We start from the raw sequence: 20,439 nt of genomic DNA on the forward strand, positions 1-20,439 counted from the left end.
TCCAGTCTACCTGCACCGGAAGCGGTTCATCGCGCTGAAAGGCCGTGTGTGGCCCTCAAATCGATCGAGATGCCTCTCATGGTGTCCTACCCGTAGGTATCGCGTGGGCCCCGCCCTGGGACGGCTCTCGGACCCCATTTCCACGAGGGAACGTCCGGTCCGATGAAACGGAGGTTCTCCACACCCGCTGCCGGATACCTCTTCCCGATCTCGGTGAGGATTGTTCCGCGCATGTACTGCAGGTTCTTCGCCCAGGCGGTCGAATCGCACTTCACCGTCAGCATCCCGTTCTCCAGCGACACCGGATCCGAGTGCTTCGCGGTGTCGGCGCCGGCGAGATCCGCCCACTGCCTGACCAGGTCCTCGCGGGCCATCGTCGACTCCCAGCCGGCCTGCTTGGTGAGCACGTCGAGGACCGCGCCGAGCGAACCGGGATCGCGGCCCGGTGTGAACGGCGCGTTGTCGTCGTCGTCCGCGATCCGGCGCTTGCGCTTCCAGTTCTTGGCGCTCGGCTTGAGTCCGCGCAGGCGCAAATAGGTCGCGACGGTCTCGGGGATCTCCGCAGCGGTATGGGTGACGTGCTCGGTCATGCGTCGTTCCCGTCATCGCTCTCGTCGGATGCCGCATCCGATCGGTCGTCCCTGATCGTTCCTGCGGAGATGCGCACCACGTGTCGGTGCAGCACATCAGGGATATCCTCCTCGACAGCGGCGGTGACCACCACCTGCTCGTACCCGCTCGTGAGGGTCGCGAGCCGCCGACGTCGGTCGGCATCGAGCTCGGCGAACACGTCGTCGAGGATGAGCACGGGGTCCCCCGCCGGCGATTCGCTGCGCAGAAGCTCAGCGGACGCAAGACGCAGAGCGAGCGCGACCGACCAGGATTCACCGTGCGACGCATAGCCCTTCACCGGAAGCGAGCGCACCCGCATGAGCAGGTCGTCGCGATGAGGGCCGACGAGCGTGAGTCCCCGATCCAGCTCCTGGGTGCGCTTGGCCATCAGCGCGGCGCGGAACGCCTCGGCGATATCCGCGCGTTCGATCGCGACGGACTCGGCCGGCTGCCCTTCTTCGGGATCACCGCCGCGCACCGACAGCGCCCACTCGAGCTCGGGCTGATGGTCGGCGCCTGCGATCGCCGCATACGCGCCGGCCAGGGGAGCCTGCAGATCGGCAGCGAGTCGCTGGCGGGCGGCGATGATCTCGCTCCCGAGGGCCACGAGCTTGTCGTCCCACACTTCCAGCGTGGTGAGCGCGTCACCGCGGATGCCGCGGGCTCGGGCGGATTTCAGCAGCGCGGTGCGCTGCTTCAGCACCCGGTCGTAGTCGGCGAGCACTCCCGACATCCGCGGTGCGCGCTGGATGAGCAGCTGATCAGCGAACCGGCGCCGGGATGACGGATCGCCGCGCACGATCTGCAGATCCTCCGGCGCGAACAGTACGACGTGCGCGTAGCGCGGGAGTTCGCTCGTCTTCACCGGCGAACCGTTGATGCGCGCCTTGTTGGAGCCCTGTCTGTTCAGCTGAACTTCCGCGAGCACACGTCGCTCGCCGACCGAGAGTCGGGCGCGGATGATGGCGAACTCGTGTCCATCGCGCACCATCGGCGCATCCGATGAGACCCGATGCGATCCGAGCGTTGCGAGAAACACGATCGCTTCGGCCAGGTTCGTCTTGCCCTGGCCGTTGCGGCCGACGAGGACGTTCGGGCCGGGGTGGAGCGTGAGATCAGCGGTCGCGTAATTGCGGAAATCAACCAGGTTCAGGTGTTCCACGATCACGGGAGTCAGCCTACCTGCGGCTGCGGACACTCACTCCGGGACGAGGCACTCGCGTCGTGGGAACACGAGCGAGAAGTCGCGAGTCAGCGCAGCAGCAGGTTGGGCTGCAGCAGGTACTTATACGAGTCGTTGCCCGCCTGGTCGACCGAGGTCTGGCTCGTCACCAGGATCGGGCTGAGCTTGTTGGCGTTGTCGCTCGAAGTGAAAGTCACGCGAACGAACTCGCTCTTCACGGCACCGAGGGCCTCGACGAGGTACTGCGGGTTGAGGCCGAGCGTGACCTCTTCGCCACCGGAGAGGTGCGCATCGACCGACTCGGATGCGCGGGCCTGCTCGCTGCCGGATGCATCCATCGTGACGCTGTCGCTCGAGAACGTGAAGCGCAGCGGAGCCGCGCGGTCGAGCACGAGCGAGACGCGACGAACAGCCTCGATCAAATCGGCGGTGTTGACGACCGCGTAGTGATCCGTCTGCTCGGGGAACAACCGGCGCACGGGCGGGAAATTGCCCTTGATCAGGAGAGAAGTCACCGTCTTGTTGCCGGCGGTGAACGCGATGATCTCGCGATCTCCCTCGCCCGAGAAGGCGATCTCGATGTTTCCCGCGTGCGCGAAGGTCTTCCCGACCTCCTGCAGGGTGCGCGCGGGGACCAGGGCCATCTGGTCTTCCGACGTGCCGTCCCACGGGACGTCTCGCAGCGAGACGCGGTAGCGGTCGGTCGCGACGAGGCTCAGGCTGTGGCCGGACACCTCGAGCTGGACGCCGGTGAGGACCGGAGTGACGTCATCGCGCGACGCCGCGAAACCGACCTGAGCGATCGCCGTGCCGAAATCCTCGGCGGGGACGACACCGGAGGACCCGGAGACCTCAGGAATTGACGGATATTCCTCAACCGGCATGGCCGCGAGCGTGAATCGTGCAGAACCGCAGGTCACCGCGATGCCGCCGTCTTCCTCGACGGCGATCTCGATGGGAGCGTTCGGGAGTCGGCTGGCGATGTCCGACAGCAGACGACCGTGGACGAGGATCGTGCCCGGTGTCTCCACAGTCGCTTCGATGGTCGTACGCGCCGAGGCCTCGTAGTCGAATGCCGACAGCGTCAGACCCGCATCGCCTGCCTCGATCAGCACGCCGGCGAGGATCGGCTGGGGATTGCGCTGCGGCAGGAGTTTGACGACGAAGGACACTGCTTCGCTGAAGACATCGCGATTGACCTGGAACCTCACGGGCGCTCCCTCGTCGTAATTACAAGACCTGCGCAGGCGGGCCCACCGCAGGGCTTCCCATCGTAGCCCCACGGGGCGACGAAGCCCTACGCCCCGGTTTCCACACCCTTGAGGTGATCGGATCGACATCCATTCGGGTTAACTCCTTAACGGTGTTAACAGCTGTGGATACTGTGGATAACTCGGTGGATAGCAGTCGAGAGTAGGAAACTACACCGCTGTGAGTTGTGGAATCCCTGAGGAAACCGCGGGTTTCGGCATATTGGGCGGTGGCCAGGATCACTGGAGTTATCCACAGGATGCCGCGATCGGCATCGATTCGTCCCGTTAACATTCGGATTCATCCACAAGTTATCCACATGTGCAAACGGGCCTATCGGTGAGGGCTGCGGCGTGTCAAGTAGGCGGAGGGTCCCTCCCGCTTCGCGAGTCCCTCCCGATGCTCGCGCATGGAGCATCCCTCCGCCCTGTCCGGGACGGCGGCGTGCATGCGGCCACCGGATGCCGGGGAAGGGGGAGGCGAAGGCAGCGTCGGCTTCGCCGACGACTGCGTTGGATCCGGTCTGGGGTCGCTTGACGGAGGTCGACTCATCAGACGTGAACGATGGGCACCGGACGCGTTCGGCGAGCAGGGTTGAGCGTCCGCCCGCTCAGAGAGCGAGCGTCAGCGACGGCCGAGCTGCGTGGTGATCTCGGTGACCTGGTTGTAGATCGAGCGACGCTCCTTCATGAGCTCGCTGATCTTCTTGTACGCGTACATGACGGTGGTGTGGTCGCGGTTGCCGAAGAGCTGGCCGATCTTGGGCAGGGAGAGGTTGGTGCGCTCGCGACACAGGTACATCGCGATCTGGCGGGCAGTCGCGATCTGCTGCGATCGACTGGAGCCGTACAGATCGTCGACTGTGAGTTTGAAGTACTGCGCCGTGGCCGTGATGATGTCGGTCGGCGAGATGATGTTGTCCTCGGCCGTGTCGACGATGTCGCGCAGCACCGTCTGGGCCAGGGAGATGTCGAGCGACGAGCGGTTCAGGCTGGCGAAAGCCGAGACACGGATCAGCGCGCCCTCGAGTTCGCGGATGTTCGACGAGACCACTGTTGCGATGTACTCCAGCACCTCGTCGGGAATGTGCAGGGCCTCGCTCTGCGCCTTCTTGCGCAGGATCGCGATGCGCGTCTCGAGGTCGGGCGCCTGCACATCGGTGATCAGACCCCACTCGAAGCGGCTGCGCATCCGATCTTCGAAGCCGGTCAGGTGCTTCGGCGCGACGTCGCTTGTGATGACGACCTGCTTGTTGTGGTCGTGCAGGGTGTTGAACGTGTGGAAGAAGGCTTCCTGGGTCTCGGCGCGTCCCTGCAGGAACTGGATGTCATCGATGAGAAGGATGTCGACATCGCGGTAGCGCGCCTGGAACGCGGAGCCGCGGTTGTTCGCGATCGAGTTGATGAAGTCGTTGGTGAATTCCTCGCTCGAGACGTACCGGACCTTGACGCCCGAGTAGAGGGACTGCGCGTAGTCGCCGATCGCATGCAGCAGGTGGGTCTTGCCCAGCCCGGAGTCGCCGTAGATGAACAGTGGGTTGTACGCCTTGGCCGGCGCCTCGGCGACGGCGACCGCTGCGGCGTGAGCGAAGCGGTTGGACTGGCCGATGACGAAGTTGTCGAAGGTGTACTTCGGGTTCAGACGCGATTCGTGACGCACCGCGCTCGGCTGCTCCATCGGCGATTCGACGCGGGGCGGTTCGATCCGTGCGAAGTCGGAGACCGCGATCGGCGCGGTGGGCTGATCGGCGAGCTCATGGTTCACGACGACGCGGAACGAGGTGACCTCGCCGCCGGTCTGGGCGAGCCCTTCCATGAGCGGAACGCGCAGTCGCTTGTTGATCTGCGCGGCGGTGAGATCGTTCGGCACGTCGAGATAGAGGGTCGCACCCATGACTCCGGCCGGCACAGCGAGGGAGAGGAAGCCCTGCAGCTGCGGTGTGACGCGGTCGTCATCCGCCAGGACCTCGAGCACCTCGTTCCAGACAGGGACGTCGGGGTGGGCAGGCGAGGACATGGCGCTCCGTGCGGACGAGGATCGGAAAGTCGCCTTATCGGCAGGCCCCCCTGTGGATAACTTCGGATGCCACGGTAGTCATCACAGCTGTGAACGGCAACCTGCCGCGGAATACCGGCGGGCGTGTTGCGCTTCGCCGAGTGGATGAGGCTGTGGATAATGGCTGTGCGGATCGGATGCCGGAGTCGGCGCTGTCGCGCGGGGATTTGCCCTGCGCGCGAGACTGACGTACCCTAAATCGGTTGACTTATGCCCAATTGGGCAGCCCCCATGTCCCCGGTAGATCTGCATCCGGTGACTGACTTCCCGGAGTGATCCATGAGCAAGCGCACTTTCCAGCCCAACAACCGTCGTCGCGCCAAGAAGCACGGCTTCCGTGCCCGCATGCGCACCCGCGCCGGCCGCGGCATCCTGGCGGCCCGTCGTGCGAAGGGCCGCACCGAGCTTTCGGCGTAACCCGCTGTGCTCGCCCGTCCGCATCGTCTGACCCGCGGCGACGACTACCGCATGGTGGTTCGGCGCGGATCGAGATGCGGCGGAAACCGCGTCGTCACGTCGGTCCTCACGACCGCTGACACGGAGCGAGCAGCCCGATTCGGGTTCATCATCAGCAAACAGGTGGGTAACGCTGTGATCCGCAACACCGTGCGTCGTCGGCTCAAAGCCGTCTGCGCGGAGTTGCTTTCAGAGGTTCCACAGGGCACGGATGTCGTCATCCGTGCCCTTCCTGCATCCGCGACGGCTTCCTTCGCTGACCTGCGCGCCGATGTGGATCGCTGCCTCGGACGCCTGATCCGGCCGGTGGCGCTGTGAGCGCGCTTCCGTCGTATGCGTTCGGACAGGCGCAGTTCCATGCGGGTGACCTGGTGCGCAGCATCCCTCTGCTCCCCCGGAATCTGGTCCTCGGATTCCTTGCCGGGTATCGCAAGGTGATCTCTCCGCTCTATGGAGACGTCTGTGCCTATTACCCATCTTGTTCCGCCTACGCTGTAGGTGCGGTGCAGCAGCACGGTGCGGTGAAGGGAGCCCTGCTCTCGGCATGGCGGATCCTACGCTGCAACCCCTGGACTCAGGGCGGCGTCGATGACGTCCACCCGCACAAGCATTTCCATTACGGCCTGACCTCGCACGGTTTCGTCGTTCCTCTTCGAAAGGACTGAACAGTGGGTCTTGACCTTCTGCTCGCGTCTGCGACATCGACACCGGCTCCCACGAACACGGGGTTCGACCTGCTGGGTACGATCCTGTGGCCACTGAAGTGGGCGGTCGAGGCCGTGCTCGTCTTCTGGCACTGGTTGTTCACGACGATGGGGCTTCCGGCCGCAGCCGGCATCACCTGGATCCTGTCGATCGTCGGTCTGGTGATCGTGGTGCGCGGCGCGGTTTTCCCGCTGTTCGTTCGCCAGATCAAGAGCCAGCGCAAGATGATGGAAATTGCTCCTGAACTGCGAAAAGTTCAGGAGAAGTACAAGGGCAAGAAGGATCAGCTCTCTCGCGAGGCCATGAGCCGCGAGACCATGGCACTGTACAAGAAGCACGGCACGACGCCGATGTCGAGCTGTCTTCCCCTCCTTGTGCAGATGCCGATCTTCTTCGCGCTGTTCAGCGTGCTCAACGACGTGACCAAGCACGCCGTCGCAGGCAGCGGTGGCGTCGGCCTTCTCAGCCCCGAGCTGACCAAAGAGTTCTACGACGCGACGATCTTCGGAACCGTGTCTCTGCACGGCACCCTCGGTCAGGCGATCGAAGAGGGCAACACCCCGGCGATCGTGCTGTTGGTCATCCTCGTCGTCCTGATGATCGCCTCGCAGTTCTTCACCCAGCTGCAGATCATCTCGAAGAACCTGTCCCCCGAGGCCAAGACCGGCCAGGCGTACCAGATGCAGAAGATCATGCTCTACGTCCTGCCCCTCGGCTTCATCTTCTCGGGTGTGTTCTTCCCCCTCGGCGTCGTCGTCTACTGGTTCGTGTCGAACCTGTGGACCATGGGCCAGCAGTTCCTCGTCATCCGTGAGATGCCGACGCCCGGGTCCGAGGCTGCCAAGGCACGTGAGGAGCGACTCGCGCGCAAGGGCAAGGCCATCAACGCCGAGGGCAAGGTCGTCCCGATGGCCATCTACGAGGCCGAGCAGCAGCGCAAGGTCGAGGAGATCGAGAAGGCCAAGGCGGAGGCGCCCAAGCGTCAGCAGCCGGTCGGCAAGAAGCGTGCGAAGAAGAAGGGCACCAACTGATGAGTGTCGAGAACGTCACCGAGCGCCCCGCTCCCACCGTCGCCGACCTCGAGGCCGAGGGTGATGTCGCGGCAGACTTCCTGGAGGAGCTGCTCGACATCGCTGACATCGACGGCGATCTGAACCTCGATGTGCGCCAGGGTCGTGCGTACGTCTCGGTCGAGGCGGAAGGCGACGGCATCGAGCTGCTTTCCGCTCCGGACACGGTGCAGGCGCTGCAGGAGATCACGCGGCTGGCCGTGCAGAACAAGACGGGTTCGTTCTCGCGCTTGATCCTCGATATCGGCGGATCCCGCGATGCCCGTCGTCGTCAGCTCGAGAAGCTGGTGGATGCCGCGGTGGTCAAGCTCGACGAGGGAGCGTCGCAGGCGTCGCTGCCGGCGATGTCGAGCTACGAGCGCAAGCTGGTGCACGACGTGGTCGCCGACCGCGGTCTGATCTCCGAGTCGTACGGCGAGGGTGCAGACCGGCACACGGTCATCCGCCGCCGCTGATGTTTCACGTGAAACGCCATGGAGTGATCGATGAGTGAGGTCGAACCGGAACCCGCCGTGGCGGCGGATCTTTTCGGGGCGCGCATCGATTCGGCGCGCGCCTTCACTGCAGCGCTCGCTGAGCAGGGGGAAGAGCGCGGGTTGATCGGGCCTCTCGAACTGCCGCGCCTGTGGACCCGTCACGTGCTGAACTCGGCGATCGCCGCTCCACTCATGCGGGGATCTGTCGCCGACATCGGATCCGGTGCCGGTCTGCCCGGCGTCGTTCTCGCTATTGCGCGCCCGGATGTGCAGTTCACCCTCGTCGAGCCGATGGAGCGTCGAGTGAACTGGTTGAACGAGCAGGTTTCGACCCTGGCGTTGGACAACGTGGAAGTTCTGCGTGCACGCGCGGAAGAGGTCGGTCGGCCGCAGAAGTTCGATGTGGTGACCGCTCGCGCCGTGAGCGCGCTGCGCACGCTCGTTCCTCTGACCGCACCACTGGTGCGGGATGGCGGTGAGCTCGCGCTTCTCAAGGGCATCAATGCGGCGAACGAGATCGAAGCAGCGCAGAAGCAGCTGAAAAAGTTTCAGCTCACGGACGTGCGGGTTGAAGTCCTGGGTGAAGGTGTGATCCCCGAGACGACACGCGTGGTTCGGGCCACCGTTCGCTGACTCGATGTAGGTGCTGATGTTTCACGTGAAACATCGGCGAGCGTTGTGAGTCCGAGCGCGGGATCGTCGTGGTTGCCACAGACCCGGCTGTTCCCTGCGCTGACGCCGTGTCGGACGCAGTTCGGATTCGATCGTGCAGCTCGCTGGTGCAGGGAGCGGGGTGTGTCGCTACCCAGGCCCGTTGATCCGCCGCGTGATCGCTCACACGACCATGCGAGGGGGAGGGGTGCTCGTGCTGGGCTGCGTACGTGCGTCCCATCGCCTCTCTCCCAAGGATCTGGCCGATGCATCTGCGTGTAAGGATTACCAACATCACGCGAAGCGGTCGTCCCGACATGAATGTTTCACGTGAAACATCCATGTCCGCAGCGCGTGCCGATAATGCGCTGAGGTTCGATCTGCTGGGCGGCGTGCGCGACCGCAGGTCCACGTCACTGGATAGTCGGCTTGTGGCCCATTCGGAAGACTGGTGCCGCTGTGAGAAGTACGGAGGCCTGAGGGGGAGCAGTTGCACCAGCGTGAGGGGCGCTTGGCCGCCGCAGTCGCTCCAACAGTGCAGCATTCGATGTTTCACGTGAAACACATGCACGCTCACGGGGCGCCATCGCATTATCAGCGCGTGCGGTTTCGCGCCGATCGCTCGTGATACGCCCCCACGAAAGGACGTTTGCTCGGGATCTCAGAGAGATGCGGACGGGCGGGGTTGTCCCCGCAAGGCTCAGGTGCTTGAGGCTCTGCGCATACGTAAGCGCTTGGCAACGGTCTCGGCTCTCGCAATGCCTGCCGTCGCGAAGAGCGGAGTCGCCGTAGCGATGGATGAGCGCGTCTGGATGAGTTGGTATCTCCAGGTACGGGCGCCCCGGGAGTAGGCGTGTTGCGCGTGCATCGTGGGCCCGGAGCGGCGTGCCCGTTCGATTCGGCCGCCTTCTGATGACAAGCGCGTTCGCACGCAAGGCATGGGAGCGGCGGAGATCGTCCCAGACGGGAAGCTTGTTTCACGTGAAACATCGTGCGCGAGAACAACTCAACTTGTTATCAACAGGCTCAACGCGCCGGAGGCGGAGCGGTGGGAGGCTCTTGCATGCGCAGTGCTCGGTCTGCCGAACACCTGGCACCATTTCAGATCGTGCTCAGAATCGGCTGGAGAAGTGGGGGTGAGCAGCGCGAGCCCGACACTTGGTTGTGGTGAGCGTGCGCACGGCTCGCTGGAATGCGCGGCAGCGGGGGTCTTGATGCATCGCCCTTCGACGAAGAGGGGGCACTGCGGTGAGCGCATTCTTGTAGCGGGACGCTCGTGATCTGCTCGGGCGTCGACAATGCCGGGTCACCCGACGTGCTCCGATGTCGGAGGGCGTGTGGTTGCGACCTGTTTCGGCCTCGCCGTCATGCTCGTGCGCAGGAGTGCGAGGAGGGCACCGACGGACGCGCAGCCTCTGCGGGGTGCGCCACTGTTCGATTCGGCGGGAGGTCTCTCTGAAGCCTGATGCATCGAGGCTCACGGACATCGGTCCGCCTGGTGGTCCGTCCCCGGATCAAGTGTTTCACGTGAAACATGCTCGTGGGGCAGAGCATACGACTCCGGTGTCTTCGACGCTCCTGCTTTCCACGCTCGAACCAGAGGGATGCTCGATTCGCGCACCTGGGCGCTGGGACGCCCAGATCAGATGCAACAGGCGGACGAGGTCCTGCGGACACCGTTCGAGCGCGATCGCACCGCTGGTGGGGGAGGGCGCGCCTCCACTCTGAGACGCTGAGACGCTGAGACGCTGAGACGCTGGGTGGTCGGGTGGCTGGGTGGCTGGGTGGCCGGGCTGGGTCGGCGAGTCGGCGAGTCGTCGAGCCGCTGGGGCGCTGGGTGGTCGAGCCGCTGGGCTGCTGGGCCGGCGGGCTGCTGGGGCGCTGGGTGGTCGAGCCGCTGGGGCGCTGGGTGGTCGAGCCGCTGGGCTGCTGGGCCGGCGGGCTGCTGGGACGGCGGACCGCTGGGCCGTCGAGGGGCTGGGCCCTTGGGCGGCTGAGCCGTCGGGCTGCTGTGTCGTCGAGCCGCTGTGTCGTCGAGACGCCGAGCAGGAGGGCCGGCAGCGTGCAGGACTGCGGGCCGAAGCGCATGTTTCACGTGGAACGCTCGGTTGTTTCGATCCCTCCCGATCGCCGAGCCGAGCATCTGGCGGTGAACGTCCGCAGCCTCGATTAGAGTGGAACGCGGCCCCGAAAGGAGTGGATGTTTCACGTGAAACAACCCGACAAGGCACCACCGAGCGATGGATTCGGAATGGACACCCCGCTCGCGCGAGAACTCGCTGATCTCAGCGCACGCCGGCGGGCCCTGGAGGAGGTCGACCTCGAGTTCGACGGCTCCCACCCGAGGGTTCTGACGATCTCGAACCAGAAGGGTGGCGTCGGAAAGACGACGACGGCCGTGAACGTCGCTTCCGCCCTCGCTCACCTCGGCGCCAAGGTGCTGGTCATCGATCTCGACCCTCAGGGTAATGCGTCGACCGCGCTCGGCATCCCGCACAGCGCGGATGTGACGAGCATCTACGATGTCCTGATCAACGACGTCCCGCTCGCGGAGATCGTGCAGCAGAGCCCCGAATCCGAGAACCTCTTCTGCGCCCCGAGCACCATCCACCTGGCCGGCGCCGAGATCGAGCTGGTCGCCCAGGTGGCGCGCGAGCATCGGCTCGGGCGCGCCCTCGACGCCTACATCGCCGACCACCCGCTGGACTTCGTGATCATCGACTGCCCGCCGTCGCTCGGGCTGCTCACGATCAATGCGTTCACCGCGGCATCCGAAGTCTTCATCCCCATCCAGTGCGAGTACTACGCACTCGAAGGTCTGAGCCAGCTGCTCGGCAGCATCCAGATGATCCAGAAGCACTTGAATCCCAAGCTGCACCTCTCGACGATTCTCCTGACGATGTACGACGGCCGCACCCGGCTCGCGCAGCAGGTCGCCGACGAGGTCCGAGGCCATTTCCCGGAGCAGGTGCTCCACACGGTCATTCCCCGATCGGTTCGCGTCTCCGAGGCTCCGAGCTTCGGTCAGACCGTGATCGAGTACGACGGCAACTCGGCGGGAGCCGTCGCGTATCGCGAGGCAGCAGTCGAGATCGCGCAGCGCACTGCGGCGCGCACCAGCAGCACACAGAGCAAGGAGAACTGATGGCCAAGCGAACCGGACTCGGGCGGGGGATAGGAGCCCTCATCCCCACGACCGAGCAGACCGAACGGCCTGTCGATGTGTTCTTCCCCGGCGCGAAGCTGAAGCCGGAAACCACGATCGAGATCTCGGGCGAACCTGAACTCGCGGCGATCCCGGGTGTCCGACTCGTCCACGTGAACCCGAACTCCATCGTGCCGAACCCGCGCCAGCCGCGCACGCATTTCGATGCCGACCATCTCGCCGAGCTCGTGCACAGCGTCCGCGAGTTCGGCGTGCTGCAGCCGGTGGTGGTCCGCACCAACGCCGACGGCGAGTTCGAGCTCATCATGGGTGAGCGCCGCACGCGCGCCGCACGCGAAGCGGGCCTCGAGACGATCCCCGCGATCGTCCGCGACACGACTGACGAGGACCTCCTCCGTGACGCGCTCCTGGAGAACCTGCACCGGTCGGAGCTCAACCCGCTCGAAGAGGCATCCGCCTACCAGCAGCTTCTCGAGGACTTCGGGATCACGCAGGAAGAGCTCGCCACGCGCATCGGGCGTTCGCGCCCGCGCATCAGCAACACGATCCGCCTCCTGAAGCTGCCGGTCCCCGTGCAGCAGCGCGTTGCCGCCGGTGTGCTCTCGGCCGGCCACGCACGCGCGATCCTGAGCCTCGACGATGCGGAGGCCATGCAGCGTCTGGCCGACAAGATCATCAACGAGGACCTCTCGGTGCGGGCCGCCGAAGAGGCCGCGAAGGCGACACCTCGGGATGCCGGAACGAAGGCCGCCAAACCGCAGCCCGGCGCGCGTCGCGCGTATCTCGACGAGGTCGGCAGCAAGCTCGGCGACCGCCTGAACACGCGCGTCAAGGTGAATCTGGGCTCCCGAAAAGGCCAGGTCGTCATCGATTTCGCATCGATTCAGGATCTCAACCGCATCCTGGCCGAACTCGGCGAAGAAGGATACGGTTCCTGACCGCGCGCGCGTGATGCTGACGCCTGTGGCGACCAGCCGATAGGCTCGCCCTAGAGCGGGGGAGTGACTCATGTCGGATCAGAAACCCCCGGCGCGCATCAGCGGCCGGGTCATCGGAATCAGCATCGCGGCGGCCCTGGGTGGCTTCCTCTTCGGCTTCGACACGGCGGTGATCAATGGCGCCGTCGACGCCCTCGCCGGTGCCTTCGACCTCGGTCCGGCGCTGCAGGGCTTCGCCGTGTCGTCCGCGCTGATCGGCTGCGCGGTCGGTGCGTGGTTCGCCGGTTCACTGGCGAACAAGTGGGGGCGCATTCCCGTGATGGTGATCGCCGCCATCATGTTCCTCGCGTCCTCGATCGGCTCCGGACTGGCGTTCGGAGTCATCGATCTGATCGTCTGGCGCGTGATCGGCGGGCTCGGTGTCGGCGCGGCATCCGTCATCGCCCCCGCCTACATCGCCGAGGTGTCGCCCGCCCGGATCCGCGGCAGGCTCGGCTCGCTGCAGCAGCTCGCGATCGTGCTGGGCATCTTCACCGCGCTCGTGTCGAACGCGATTCTCGCGAACGTCGCCGGCGGCGCTGCGAACATGCTCTGGTTCGGCCTGGATGCCTGGCGCTGGATGTTCATGGCGGAGGCGATTCCGGCCGTCGTCTACGGCGTGATGGCGCTTCGACTACCGGAATCTCCACGATTCCTCGTCGCACGAGGCGAGTTCGACAAGGCATCCCGGGTTCTCTACGACTTCACCGGTGAGACGGACGTCAACCTCAAGATCGAGGAGATCAAGGCGACGCTCAACACCGAGAAGAAGGAGTCTCTGCGGGACCTCCGCGGCAACCGGTTCGGGCTGAAGCCGATCGTGTGGGTCGGCATCCTGCTCAGCGTCTTCCAGCAGTTCGTCGGCATCAACGTGATCTTCTACTATTCGACGACCCTGTGGCTGTCCGTCGGATTCGACGAGTCGAACGCGCTGCTGACGTCCGTCATCACGTCGATCACGAACATCGTCGTGACGATCGTCGCGATTCTCCTCGTCGACAAGGTCGGGCGGCGTCCGATGCTGCTGATCGGATCGATCGGCATGACGGTCACGCTCGGATTGATGGCTCTTGCCTTCTCGTTCGGCACGCTCGAGGACGGCGCCGTGGTGCTGCCTCAGCCGTGGTCGCTGATCGCCCTGGTCTGCGCCAACGGGTTCGTGGTCTTCTTCGGAGCGACCTGGGGACCGCTGGTCTGGGTTCTTCTCGGCGAGATGTTCCCGAACTCGATCCGCGCCGGCGCGCTGGCGGTCGCCGCCGCAGCGCAGTGGATCGCGAACTTCTTCATCTCGACCACCTTCCCTGCCTTCGCCGAGATCGGACTCACGTTCGCCTACGGCTTCTACGCGTTCTTCGCGGCCCTGTCGTTCTTCTTCGTGTACTTCCAAGTGCCCGAGACGAAGGGCCGGGAGCTGGAGACGATGACGGATGTTGTGCAGATCACGCGCCGACCTCACAAGGAGCGCGCGTAGGCTTGTCGGGTGACAGAAGCGATTCCCCGCAGAGCCAGCCTTGAGGTACTTCGTGCCGAAGCGGCCGACGAGCTGGCCGTGCTCGTGCAGGAGCGGCTGCTGAGCGGCGAGGACCCGTGGGACTTCATGGAGGATTTGCCGAGCGTCGACGAACTCGTCGTGTTCCTGCTGCGCGCGGACAACATCGCTGCGAACGACGGTGTCCGTCCGAACGCCGCCCGGCACTATCGCGTGCTGCGTCAGATCGCGCTGGAGTATCCGCCGCTGACGCCGGCGGTGTGGAAGCTCCTGGGCGACGGCCCGAAGTACCGGCGATGGGATGCGTCGATCGCTGACGCCAGTTGACGGGCTGACGGGCTGAGCGGGGGCGGGCTCGGCTTCGCATCGCTGACGCGGGGCTCCGTGATCCTCCGTTCGCTCGCCGAGGGTCCCTCCCGCTTCGCGGGGCCCTCCCGACGCTCGCTCTCGGAGCATCCCTGCGCCCTCCCGGGGAGAACGAGCCAGCGTGCATCGATGACAGTGGGTAAGGGAGGATCTGCGGATAAGGTGAGGATGTGCTCGTCGACTACGACCCGAACTGGCCGCGGATGTTCCGGGAGATCGCCGCGGAGTTACGGATGCTCGGGAATGCGGACTGGGAGATCGAGCACATCGGCTCGACCGCCGTTCCGGGGATGAAGGCCAAGCCGATCATCGATGTCGCGGTGCGTCTCGTCGACCTCGACCGGCTGGATGTCCACCTCGTCCGGCTGGAAGAGGCCGGCTGGCGGATCGGCAGCGCTGTGCGGACGCATCCTGTGCTGGTCTTCGAACCCGGCGGTATCCGGACGCGTATCGCGCATTTCTTCCCGGCCGAGCAATGGGATGCCGCGAATCAGCGCATCCTCCGGGACTGGCTCCTGGCGCATCCCGATGATGCGGACCGCTACCAGGAGGTGAAGCTGGTTGCGATGGAGGAGGCGATCGCCGGACGCGCGCCTTACAACGCAGGCAAGACCGCGGTCATCCAGGAAATCGTCGATCGCGCACGCGCCGCACGCGGGCTCGCTTCGGTACCGGTCTACGACAAGTAGAGCGAAGGCCCGCCCCTCGACAGAGGAACGGGCCTTCGTAACGTCCGGGGACGCTCAGCCGATGAACTCGGCGAGGTCCTGCTCGAGCGCGAACTTCGGCTTGGCGCCGATGATCGTCTTGCGCTCCTCACCGGCGGCGAAGACCTTCATCGCCGGGATCGACGTGATCTGGTACTTCATGGCCAGCTCGGGGTTCTCGTCCACGTTGAGCTTGAGGATCGTGATCTTCTCAGGGTGCTCGGACTGGATCTGGTCCAGAACGGGAGCGACCATGCGACACGGTCCGCACCACTCAGCCCAGAAGTCCACCAGCACGGTGCCCTCGGCCTGCAGCACGTCCTGATCCCACGTCGCCTGGCTCGTCGCCTTAGCAGTCATCAGTCATCTCCTTGATCGAAGTCTCACCTGCATCAACAGCAGGCGGGTGGAAAGTGTTCCCTAGCCGACGATGACCTCGGCGGCTTCCGCAGCCGGGACCTCGACGGAAGCATCCTCAAAATCCGCGAGGAAGTGCTCGGCATCCAGCGCAGCGACCGTGCCGGAGCCGGCCGCCGTGATCGCCTGACGGTAGTGCGGGTCGATGACGTCGCCGGCGGCGAAGACACCGGGCTTGGACGTCACGGACGTGCGACCGTCGACCCAGATGGTGCCCTCGGCCGTGAGGTCGAGCTTGCCGTGCACGAGGTGCGTGCGCGGGTCGTTTCCGATCGCCACGAACAGGCCGTCGAGCGGCAGGTCGCGCAGCGCACCGTCCGTCGTGGAACGCAACTGCACGCCGGTGACGGCCGAATCGCCCAGGATCTCGGCGACCTCGCTGTTCCAGATGAACTCGATCTTCTCGTTGGCGAAGGCGCGCTCCTGCATGATCTTCGAGGCGCGAAGCGTGTCCTTGCGGTGGATGATGTAGACCTTCTCCGCGAAGCGGGTGAGGAAGGTCGCCTCCTCCATCGCCGAGTCGCCGCCGCCGACGACCGCGATCGTCTTCTCGCGGAAGAAGAAGCCGTCGCAGGTGGCGCACCAGGAGACGCCGTAGCCGGACAGGCGCTCCTCGCCCGCGACTCCGAGCTTGCGATAGGCGGATCCGGTCGCGTAGATCACGGTGCGCGCTTCGTGCGTCGCGCCGGATCCGAGCACGACCTTCTTGACCTCGCCGTCCAGTTCGAGCGACGTGACGTCGTCGTAGACGACCTCGGTGCCGAACTTCTCGGCCTGCTGCTGCAGCTTCGCCATGAGCTCGGGGCCCTGGATGCCGTCGGGGAAGCCCGGGAAGTTCTCCACCTCTGTGGTGTTCATCAGTTCACCGCCGACCTCGACGGAGCTCGCGATGAGCAGCGGCTCGAGGTTCGCGCGTGCCGCGTAGATGGCGGCCGTGAACCCGGCGGGGCCGGAACCGATGATGATGACCTGACGCATGTGCTCTCCTCGTTCCACTGCTTCAACCCATGGTAACCGCGGGACATTCCCCCGACAGGATGCGGGACATCAGCGCCCGGGCAGGATGCGCTTCACGATGCTCTTCGCGACCTGCAGCTCTGGCGCGCGCAGCACCCACAGGAACACGACGTAGACGGCGGCCGCCGCAACCGCGATGATCCCGGCGCCCAGCACCCCGAGGATCTTGTCGCTCGTGGTCCAGCCGCCGACGCCGCCCAGCAGCAGGAAGACGCCCCATCCGGCCGCCGCGGCGGGGATCGCTGCGACAGCGAAACGGCCGAGCGACAGCATCCATCGACCGGTCTCGAGTGAGCCGAGCCGACGGCGCAGCAGCAGAGTCGCGACAATCGTCTGCACGGCGCCGGCCAGCGACTGTCCGAGCGCGACCGCCGCGGCGAGGAGCGTCAAGGGAAGGGCGCCGGAGGCGGACAGCCCCCACGCGATCGTCGCGGTGATGGCCACGAGCGCGCACTGGAACAGCGTGAAGAAGAATGGCGTCCTGGTATCACCGTAGGCGTAGAACGTGCGCTGCACGATGAACAGGACGGCCAACGGCAGCAGGCCGACGAGGTAGCAGATGAGCACGACCGCGGCATCGACGGCATCCGACGAGGAGTTCGTGAAGACCCGGGAGGCCGGCACGGCCGCCGCGACCACGGCCGCGAGCGCGCCCATCAGGAAGAATCCGAGCGTGCGGATGCTGCGCGAGATGTCCCCGCGCACCTCGTCGTCCCGTCCGGCGGAGGCGTGCTCGGACAGCTGCGTGAAATACGGGGTGCCGATCGAGTGCACGATGATCGAGTACGGCAGCATGAAGATCAGCCAGGCGTTGTTCATCACCGTGACGGCTGCGCCTTCACCCGAGGCTTCGTTGGCGACCCAGTTCTGGTAGAAACCGGCCGCCATGCTCGACACGGCCATGAGCAGCGTCCAGCCGGCGACCCGGCCGACGTTGCCGAGTCCGACGCCGCGCCAGCGGAAGTCGACCTTGAGCGCGAGCCCGGTCTTGCGCCAGAACACCAGCAGGATGCCGGCCTGCACCGCGATTCCCGCCGTCGCCGTTCCGCCGAGCCACGCGACCATGTCGGGTGTCCAGTCCGCGAGGTTCACGAGGTCGCTGCCGAAGACCGCGCCGATGATGAGGAATCCGACGATCGAGATGATGTTGTTCGCGATCGGGGCCCAGGTGAACGGGCCGAAGATGCGCTTGGCGTTGAGCGTCTCGCCGACCAGCGCGTACAGACCGTAGAACAGGATCTGCGGCAGGCACCAGTAGGCGAAGGCGGTCGCCAGCGCGAGCTGCTCGACGTTCTCGGCTTTCAGCTGCAGCCCCACGAGCCACGGAGCCGCGACCATCGCCACGGCCGTGGCTGCGACAAGAACCACCGTTCCGAGGGTGAACAGCTTGGAGATGAACGCATTGCCGCCGTCGTCGTCGCGACTCGCCCTGACGATCTGCGGCACGATGACGGCCGTCAGCACTCCGACGGAGATGAGGTTGAAGACGCTGTTGGGCAGCTGGTTCGCGACCGAGAACGCATCGGCGGCCTTTGACGCGTTCGACCCGATCACGCCGACGAGCACGATCGTGCGCAGCAGCCCGGTCAGACGCGAGATGAGGGTTCCTGCGCCGAGCAGAGCGCTGGCGCGGCCGAGGCTGGTCATCGAGCTCCTTCGTCCGCCGGAGATGCTCCGGATGCGGCGACAGGCTCAGCGAGCTCAGCGGACGCGGACGCGCGCTCCCGCCGACGACGGCGGACCGTGCGGACGACGCCGAAGACCAGCAGCAGCACGATCACGGAGCCGAGGATGCCGAGGCCGATGTTCTCCCACTCGGCCCGTACCGTGACGTCGGCCGACTGCGAGTCGCCGATGGCGACGCCGCTCGGGCTCCAGAGCGTGAAGCGCACCTGCAGTTCGCCGCTCGCAACGCGCGATTGCACGGGGATGAGCACGCGGGTGTTGCTCTGCGCGGTCGCCTCGACCGCGGTGTACGGATCAATCACAACGCGCGGATCGGACGGCCGCACCTCGAGGTTGAGCTTCACCGGCCAGGGCAGATCGTTGCGGATCCACACCGGCAGGTCGACGTTCGCGCTGATGAGCTGGATCGGTGCCGGGTCCTGGATCGCGACCGAATCGAGCGTCGTCGCTGTTGCCGCGCGGTGATCGACGAACCCGGATTCGAACTGCGCATCGCTCAGTCCGACACCCAGGAGGCGCAGGATGCGGATTCGCTCGGGCGCGAGCATCACCTGAGGATCTTCGAGGATCGTTCCGAAGGACTCGAGAGAATCCTCATCGGCGAGCAGTGTCGTCAGGGCCGCCGCTCGCTCGGCATCCGGCTCGGCATCCGGCGTCGCGGTGGCCGGTGCCGTGCCCTGCAGGGTGCGCAGCGGCACTGTCCCGGTGGCGAGCACGACGTCACGCAGCGCCGCAGCGGTCCGCTGCTCGTTTCGATCGAGCGCGATGAAGATGCCGGAGGCCGGGGACCCGGCCAGCGCCAGCTCGGCGTTCGCCTCGGCGAGCAGGGCTTCGCGGAGATCGTCATCCGGCTCGTCGGCCGCGGCGGACATGAGCGCCGAGATCTCGGCGTCGTGCACGAGCACGGCGGAGGCGCCGGCGCGGGCGTTGCCGGCAGCATCCGTCTCGGAGACCGAAGTGGACGGCAGGATCGTCGTCGCGGAGGATCCGACGTAGGAGTCGAAGACGGCGAGGTCCGCGGCGGTCACGTCGTCGCGCGGCCACAGGATGCCGTCGATCTCGCCCCGAAGCGCCGTGAGCTCGGCGATGTCCGGAAGGGTCGGCGGGACGCTGGCCGAGGGTGTCGGCGTCGGTGACGGGGTCGCCGCGTCGTCCTCGGGGAAGTCCGCGGCGCTCATGAACGGGTCGAGTGCAGTCGGTGCGAGCGCGGTGGCGAGCCCGGCGTGGGACTGCGTGGCAGGGTCCGCGTCGCCGAACTGCAGCGCGAACGTCTCGTTCGCGAGCGCTTCGAGCCGCTCGAGCCACGACACGGCTGTGATCGGGGCGGAGTCGCCGAGCACTCGGATAGAGGCGGCGATGGCCGGATCGACTGCGAGCACGGCCATTGTGCCGGTCACGGCGTCGAGCTGCGCGCTGAGCGCGCCATCGGCAGCGGTCAGTGACGACAGCTCGTCGGCGCTGAGCAGGGTGCCGGATGCTGGGGTGGCCGTGATCGGAACCACGACGCTCACCTGCGCGGCCACCGCCGGTCGCACCGTGAGCACCGAGCGGACCGTGGCGTCCCAGGACGTCCCGTCGCTCGTGGTCGCGCCGGACAGCGATGCACTCACGGCGTACACACCGGGTGCGAGCTGCTGCACGAGATCGGAACTGGCGAGGATCGGGGTCTCGAGATTCGCGTTCCCGCCGACGGCAGCTGTCGGCGCGGAGAACAGCGAGGTCAGGGTCCCGCCTCCACCACCAGAGCCCAGCCACGCCGTCACGGCGGCGGTATCCGCGAACGGAGTCGCACCCACCTCGAGCGCGACGCGGGCGGGCGAGAGCTCCTGGCCGGTGTCGTTGACGACTGTGACGGTTCCCGAGATCGGGGAACCGACCGGGATCGCACCGTGCGTGCCGAGCGAGAGCGAGAGCGATACCGTGCCGTCGGTGGTGGGCGCCTCGGTTGGTTCGGCGGCGGCCGGTGCGGCGACGCCGAAGACGCCGAGGGCCGCCGCCATCAGGGTGACGACGAGCACAGCGACGGCGCGGGCGAGGGGATGCCGGCGCGCGCGCGGAGCTGTACGGGGGATGATCACGGTTTCGGGGTCTTCCTCGAACACGGCGGGCGGTTCGTGAGTGCGGACCCTGTGATTCTAGGCGGGGCGCCGATCCG

General features: G+C 66.1%; 18 protein-coding genes and 1 pseudogene. 11 read left to right on the top strand and 8 right to left on the bottom strand.

Annotated features, from left to right (window positions below):
- Window positions 1-86: 86 nt before the first annotated feature.
- From ACWAT3_RS09295 to dnaA, 4 genes are all read right to left on the bottom strand, one after another.
- Window positions 87-590 carry a DciA family protein gene (locus ACWAT3_RS09295; protein WP_460797835.1) on the bottom strand — a complete coding sequence of 168 codons (504 nt, stop codon included), beginning with the start codon at window positions 588-590 and terminating at the stop codon, window positions 87-89.
- Entirely contained in the window at window positions 587-1,780 is a 1,194-nt protein-coding gene (recF, locus tag ACWAT3_RS09300; RefSeq protein ID WP_460797837.1) for a DNA replication/repair protein RecF, read from the bottom strand. Before recF ends, ACWAT3_RS09295 begins: the two co-directional genes overlap by 4 nt.
- A gap of 83 nt (window positions 1,781-1,863) precedes the next feature.
- The gene (gene dnaN / locus ACWAT3_RS09305; RefSeq protein WP_460797839.1) at window positions 1,864-3,006 is read right to left on the bottom strand and encodes a DNA polymerase III subunit beta; all 1,143 of its coding nucleotides are present in this window, start codon (window positions 3,004-3,006) and stop codon (window positions 1,864-1,866) included.
- A gap of 664 nt (window positions 3,007-3,670) precedes the next feature.
- Window positions 3,671-5,062, bottom strand: coding sequence for a chromosomal replication initiator protein DnaA (gene dnaA, locus ACWAT3_RS09310; protein ID WP_460797841.1), 1,392 nt, complete (start codon window positions 5,060-5,062; stop codon window positions 3,671-3,673).
- A gap of 318 nt (window positions 5,063-5,380) precedes the next feature.
- Between dnaA and rpmH the strand changes: the two genes are divergently transcribed.
- The 11 genes and pseudogenes from rpmH to ACWAT3_RS09365 all read left to right on the top strand — a co-directional run bounded on the left by rpmH (window position 5,381) and on the right by ACWAT3_RS09365 (window position 15,146).
- Entirely contained in the window at window positions 5,381-5,518 is a 138-nt protein-coding gene (gene rpmH, locus ACWAT3_RS09315; protein ID WP_013584598.1) for a 50S ribosomal protein L34, read from the top strand.
- 6 nt (window positions 5,519-5,524) lie between these two features.
- The gene (rnpA, locus tag ACWAT3_RS09320; protein WP_460797844.1) at window positions 5,525-5,875 is read left to right on the top strand and encodes a ribonuclease P protein component; all 351 of its coding nucleotides are present in this window, start codon (window positions 5,525-5,527) and stop codon (window positions 5,873-5,875) included.
- On the top strand, window positions 5,872-6,222 hold the full coding sequence (yidD, locus tag ACWAT3_RS09325; RefSeq protein ID WP_460797845.1) for a membrane protein insertion efficiency factor YidD: 351 nt from the start codon (window positions 5,872-5,874) through the stop codon (window positions 6,220-6,222). Before rnpA ends, yidD begins: the two co-directional genes overlap by 4 nt.
- 3 nt (window positions 6,223-6,225) lie before the next feature.
- On the top strand, window positions 6,226-7,293 hold the full coding sequence (yidC, locus tag ACWAT3_RS09330; RefSeq protein WP_460797847.1) for a membrane protein insertase YidC: 1,068 nt from the start codon (window positions 6,226-6,228) through the stop codon (window positions 7,291-7,293).
- On the top strand, window positions 7,293-7,787 hold the full coding sequence (locus ACWAT3_RS09335; RefSeq protein WP_460797848.1) for a Jag family protein: 495 nt from the start codon (window positions 7,293-7,295) through the stop codon (window positions 7,785-7,787). Before yidC ends, ACWAT3_RS09335 begins: the two co-directional genes overlap by 1 nt.
- Window positions 7,753-8,441 (top strand): annotated as a pseudogene (rsmG, locus tag ACWAT3_RS09340) (16S rRNA (guanine(527)-N(7))-methyltransferase RsmG). Before ACWAT3_RS09335 ends, rsmG begins: the two are co-directional and overlap by 35 nt.
- 2,269 nt (window positions 8,442-10,710) lie before the next feature.
- On the top strand, window positions 10,711-11,604 hold the full coding sequence (locus ACWAT3_RS09345) for a ParA family protein (protein WP_460797849.1): 894 nt from the start codon (window positions 10,711-10,713) through the stop codon (window positions 11,602-11,604).
- Complete coding sequence (locus tag ACWAT3_RS09350) at window positions 11,604-12,563, top strand: ParB/RepB/Spo0J family partition protein (protein WP_460797851.1); 960 nt, start codon at window positions 11,604-11,606, stop codon at window positions 12,561-12,563. The genes ACWAT3_RS09345 and ACWAT3_RS09350 overlap by 1 nt, the downstream gene beginning before the upstream one ends.
- A 70-nt stretch (window positions 12,564-12,633) precedes the next feature.
- Window positions 12,634-14,073 (top strand): sugar porter family MFS transporter, encoded by a 1,440-nt coding sequence (locus tag ACWAT3_RS09355; RefSeq protein ID WP_460797853.1) that lies wholly within the window; start codon window positions 12,634-12,636, stop codon window positions 14,071-14,073.
- 9 nt (window positions 14,074-14,082) lie between these two features.
- Window positions 14,083-14,418, top strand: coding sequence for a tryptophan synthase subunit alpha (locus tag ACWAT3_RS09360; RefSeq protein ID WP_460797855.1), 336 nt, complete (start codon window positions 14,083-14,085; stop codon window positions 14,416-14,418).
- A gap of 209 nt (window positions 14,419-14,627) precedes the next feature.
- Window positions 14,628-15,146: a GrpB family protein gene (locus ACWAT3_RS09365; protein ID WP_460797857.1), complete on the top strand. Its 519-nt coding sequence runs from the start codon at window positions 14,628-14,630 to the stop codon at window positions 15,144-15,146.
- A gap of 54 nt (window positions 15,147-15,200) precedes the next feature.
- Here ACWAT3_RS09365 and trxA read toward each other — a convergent pair whose 3' ends face one another.
- The 4 genes from trxA to ACWAT3_RS09385 form a co-directional block, all read right to left on the bottom strand.
- Window positions 15,201-15,524, bottom strand: coding sequence for a thioredoxin (gene trxA / locus ACWAT3_RS09370; protein ID WP_429459046.1), 324 nt, complete (start codon window positions 15,522-15,524; stop codon window positions 15,201-15,203).
- 60 nt (window positions 15,525-15,584) lie between these two features.
- On the bottom strand, window positions 15,585-16,559 hold the full coding sequence (gene trxB, locus ACWAT3_RS09375) for a thioredoxin-disulfide reductase (RefSeq protein WP_460797859.1): 975 nt from the start codon (window positions 16,557-16,559) through the stop codon (window positions 15,585-15,587).
- Between the two features lie 69 nt (window positions 16,560-16,628).
- Complete coding sequence (gene murJ / locus ACWAT3_RS09380) at window positions 16,629-18,245, bottom strand: murein biosynthesis integral membrane protein MurJ (protein WP_460797861.1); 1,617 nt, start codon at window positions 18,243-18,245, stop codon at window positions 16,629-16,631.
- Window positions 18,242-20,386, bottom strand: a complete 2,145-nt coding sequence (locus ACWAT3_RS09385; RefSeq protein WP_460797863.1) for a DUF6049 family protein — start codon at window positions 20,384-20,386, stop codon at window positions 18,242-18,244. The genes murJ and ACWAT3_RS09385 overlap by 4 nt, the downstream gene beginning before the upstream one ends.
- Between the last annotated feature and the right edge of the window lie 53 nt (window positions 20,387-20,439).

This window comes from Microbacterium sp. GXF0217 (assembly GCF_054798195.1).

Coding starts and splice junctions, on each gene's coding strand:
- trxB (WP_460797859.1), bottom strand. CDS start 16,559: ATGCGTCAGGTCATCATCATCGGTTCCGGCCCCGCCGGGTTCACGGCC.
- ACWAT3_RS09355 (WP_460797853.1), top strand. CDS start 12,634: ATGTCGGATCAGAAACCCCCGGCGCGCATCAGCGGCCGGGTCATCGGA.
- rpmH (WP_013584598.1), top strand. CDS start 5,381: ATGAGCAAGCGCACTTTCCAGCCCAACAACCGTCGTCGCGCCAAGAAG.
- ACWAT3_RS09295 (WP_460797835.1), bottom strand. CDS start 590: ATGACCGAGCACGTCACCCATACCGCTGCGGAGATCCCCGAGACCGTC.
- murJ (WP_460797861.1), bottom strand. CDS start 18,245: ATGACCAGCCTCGGCCGCGCCAGCGCTCTGCTCGGCGCAGGAACCCTC.
- ACWAT3_RS09345 (WP_460797849.1), top strand. CDS start 10,711: ATGGACACCCCGCTCGCGCGAGAACTCGCTGATCTCAGCGCACGCCGG.
- dnaA (WP_460797841.1), bottom strand. CDS start 5,062: ATGTCCTCGCCTGCCCACCCCGACGTCCCTGTCTGGAACGAGGTGCTC.
- trxA (WP_429459046.1), bottom strand. CDS start 15,524: ATGACTGCTAAGGCGACGAGCCAGGCGACGTGGGATCAGGACGTGCTG.
- ACWAT3_RS09350 (WP_460797851.1), top strand. CDS start 11,604: ATGGCCAAGCGAACCGGACTCGGGCGGGGGATAGGAGCCCTCATCCCC.
- ACWAT3_RS09335 (WP_460797848.1), top strand. CDS start 7,293: ATGAGTGTCGAGAACGTCACCGAGCGCCCCGCTCCCACCGTCGCCGAC.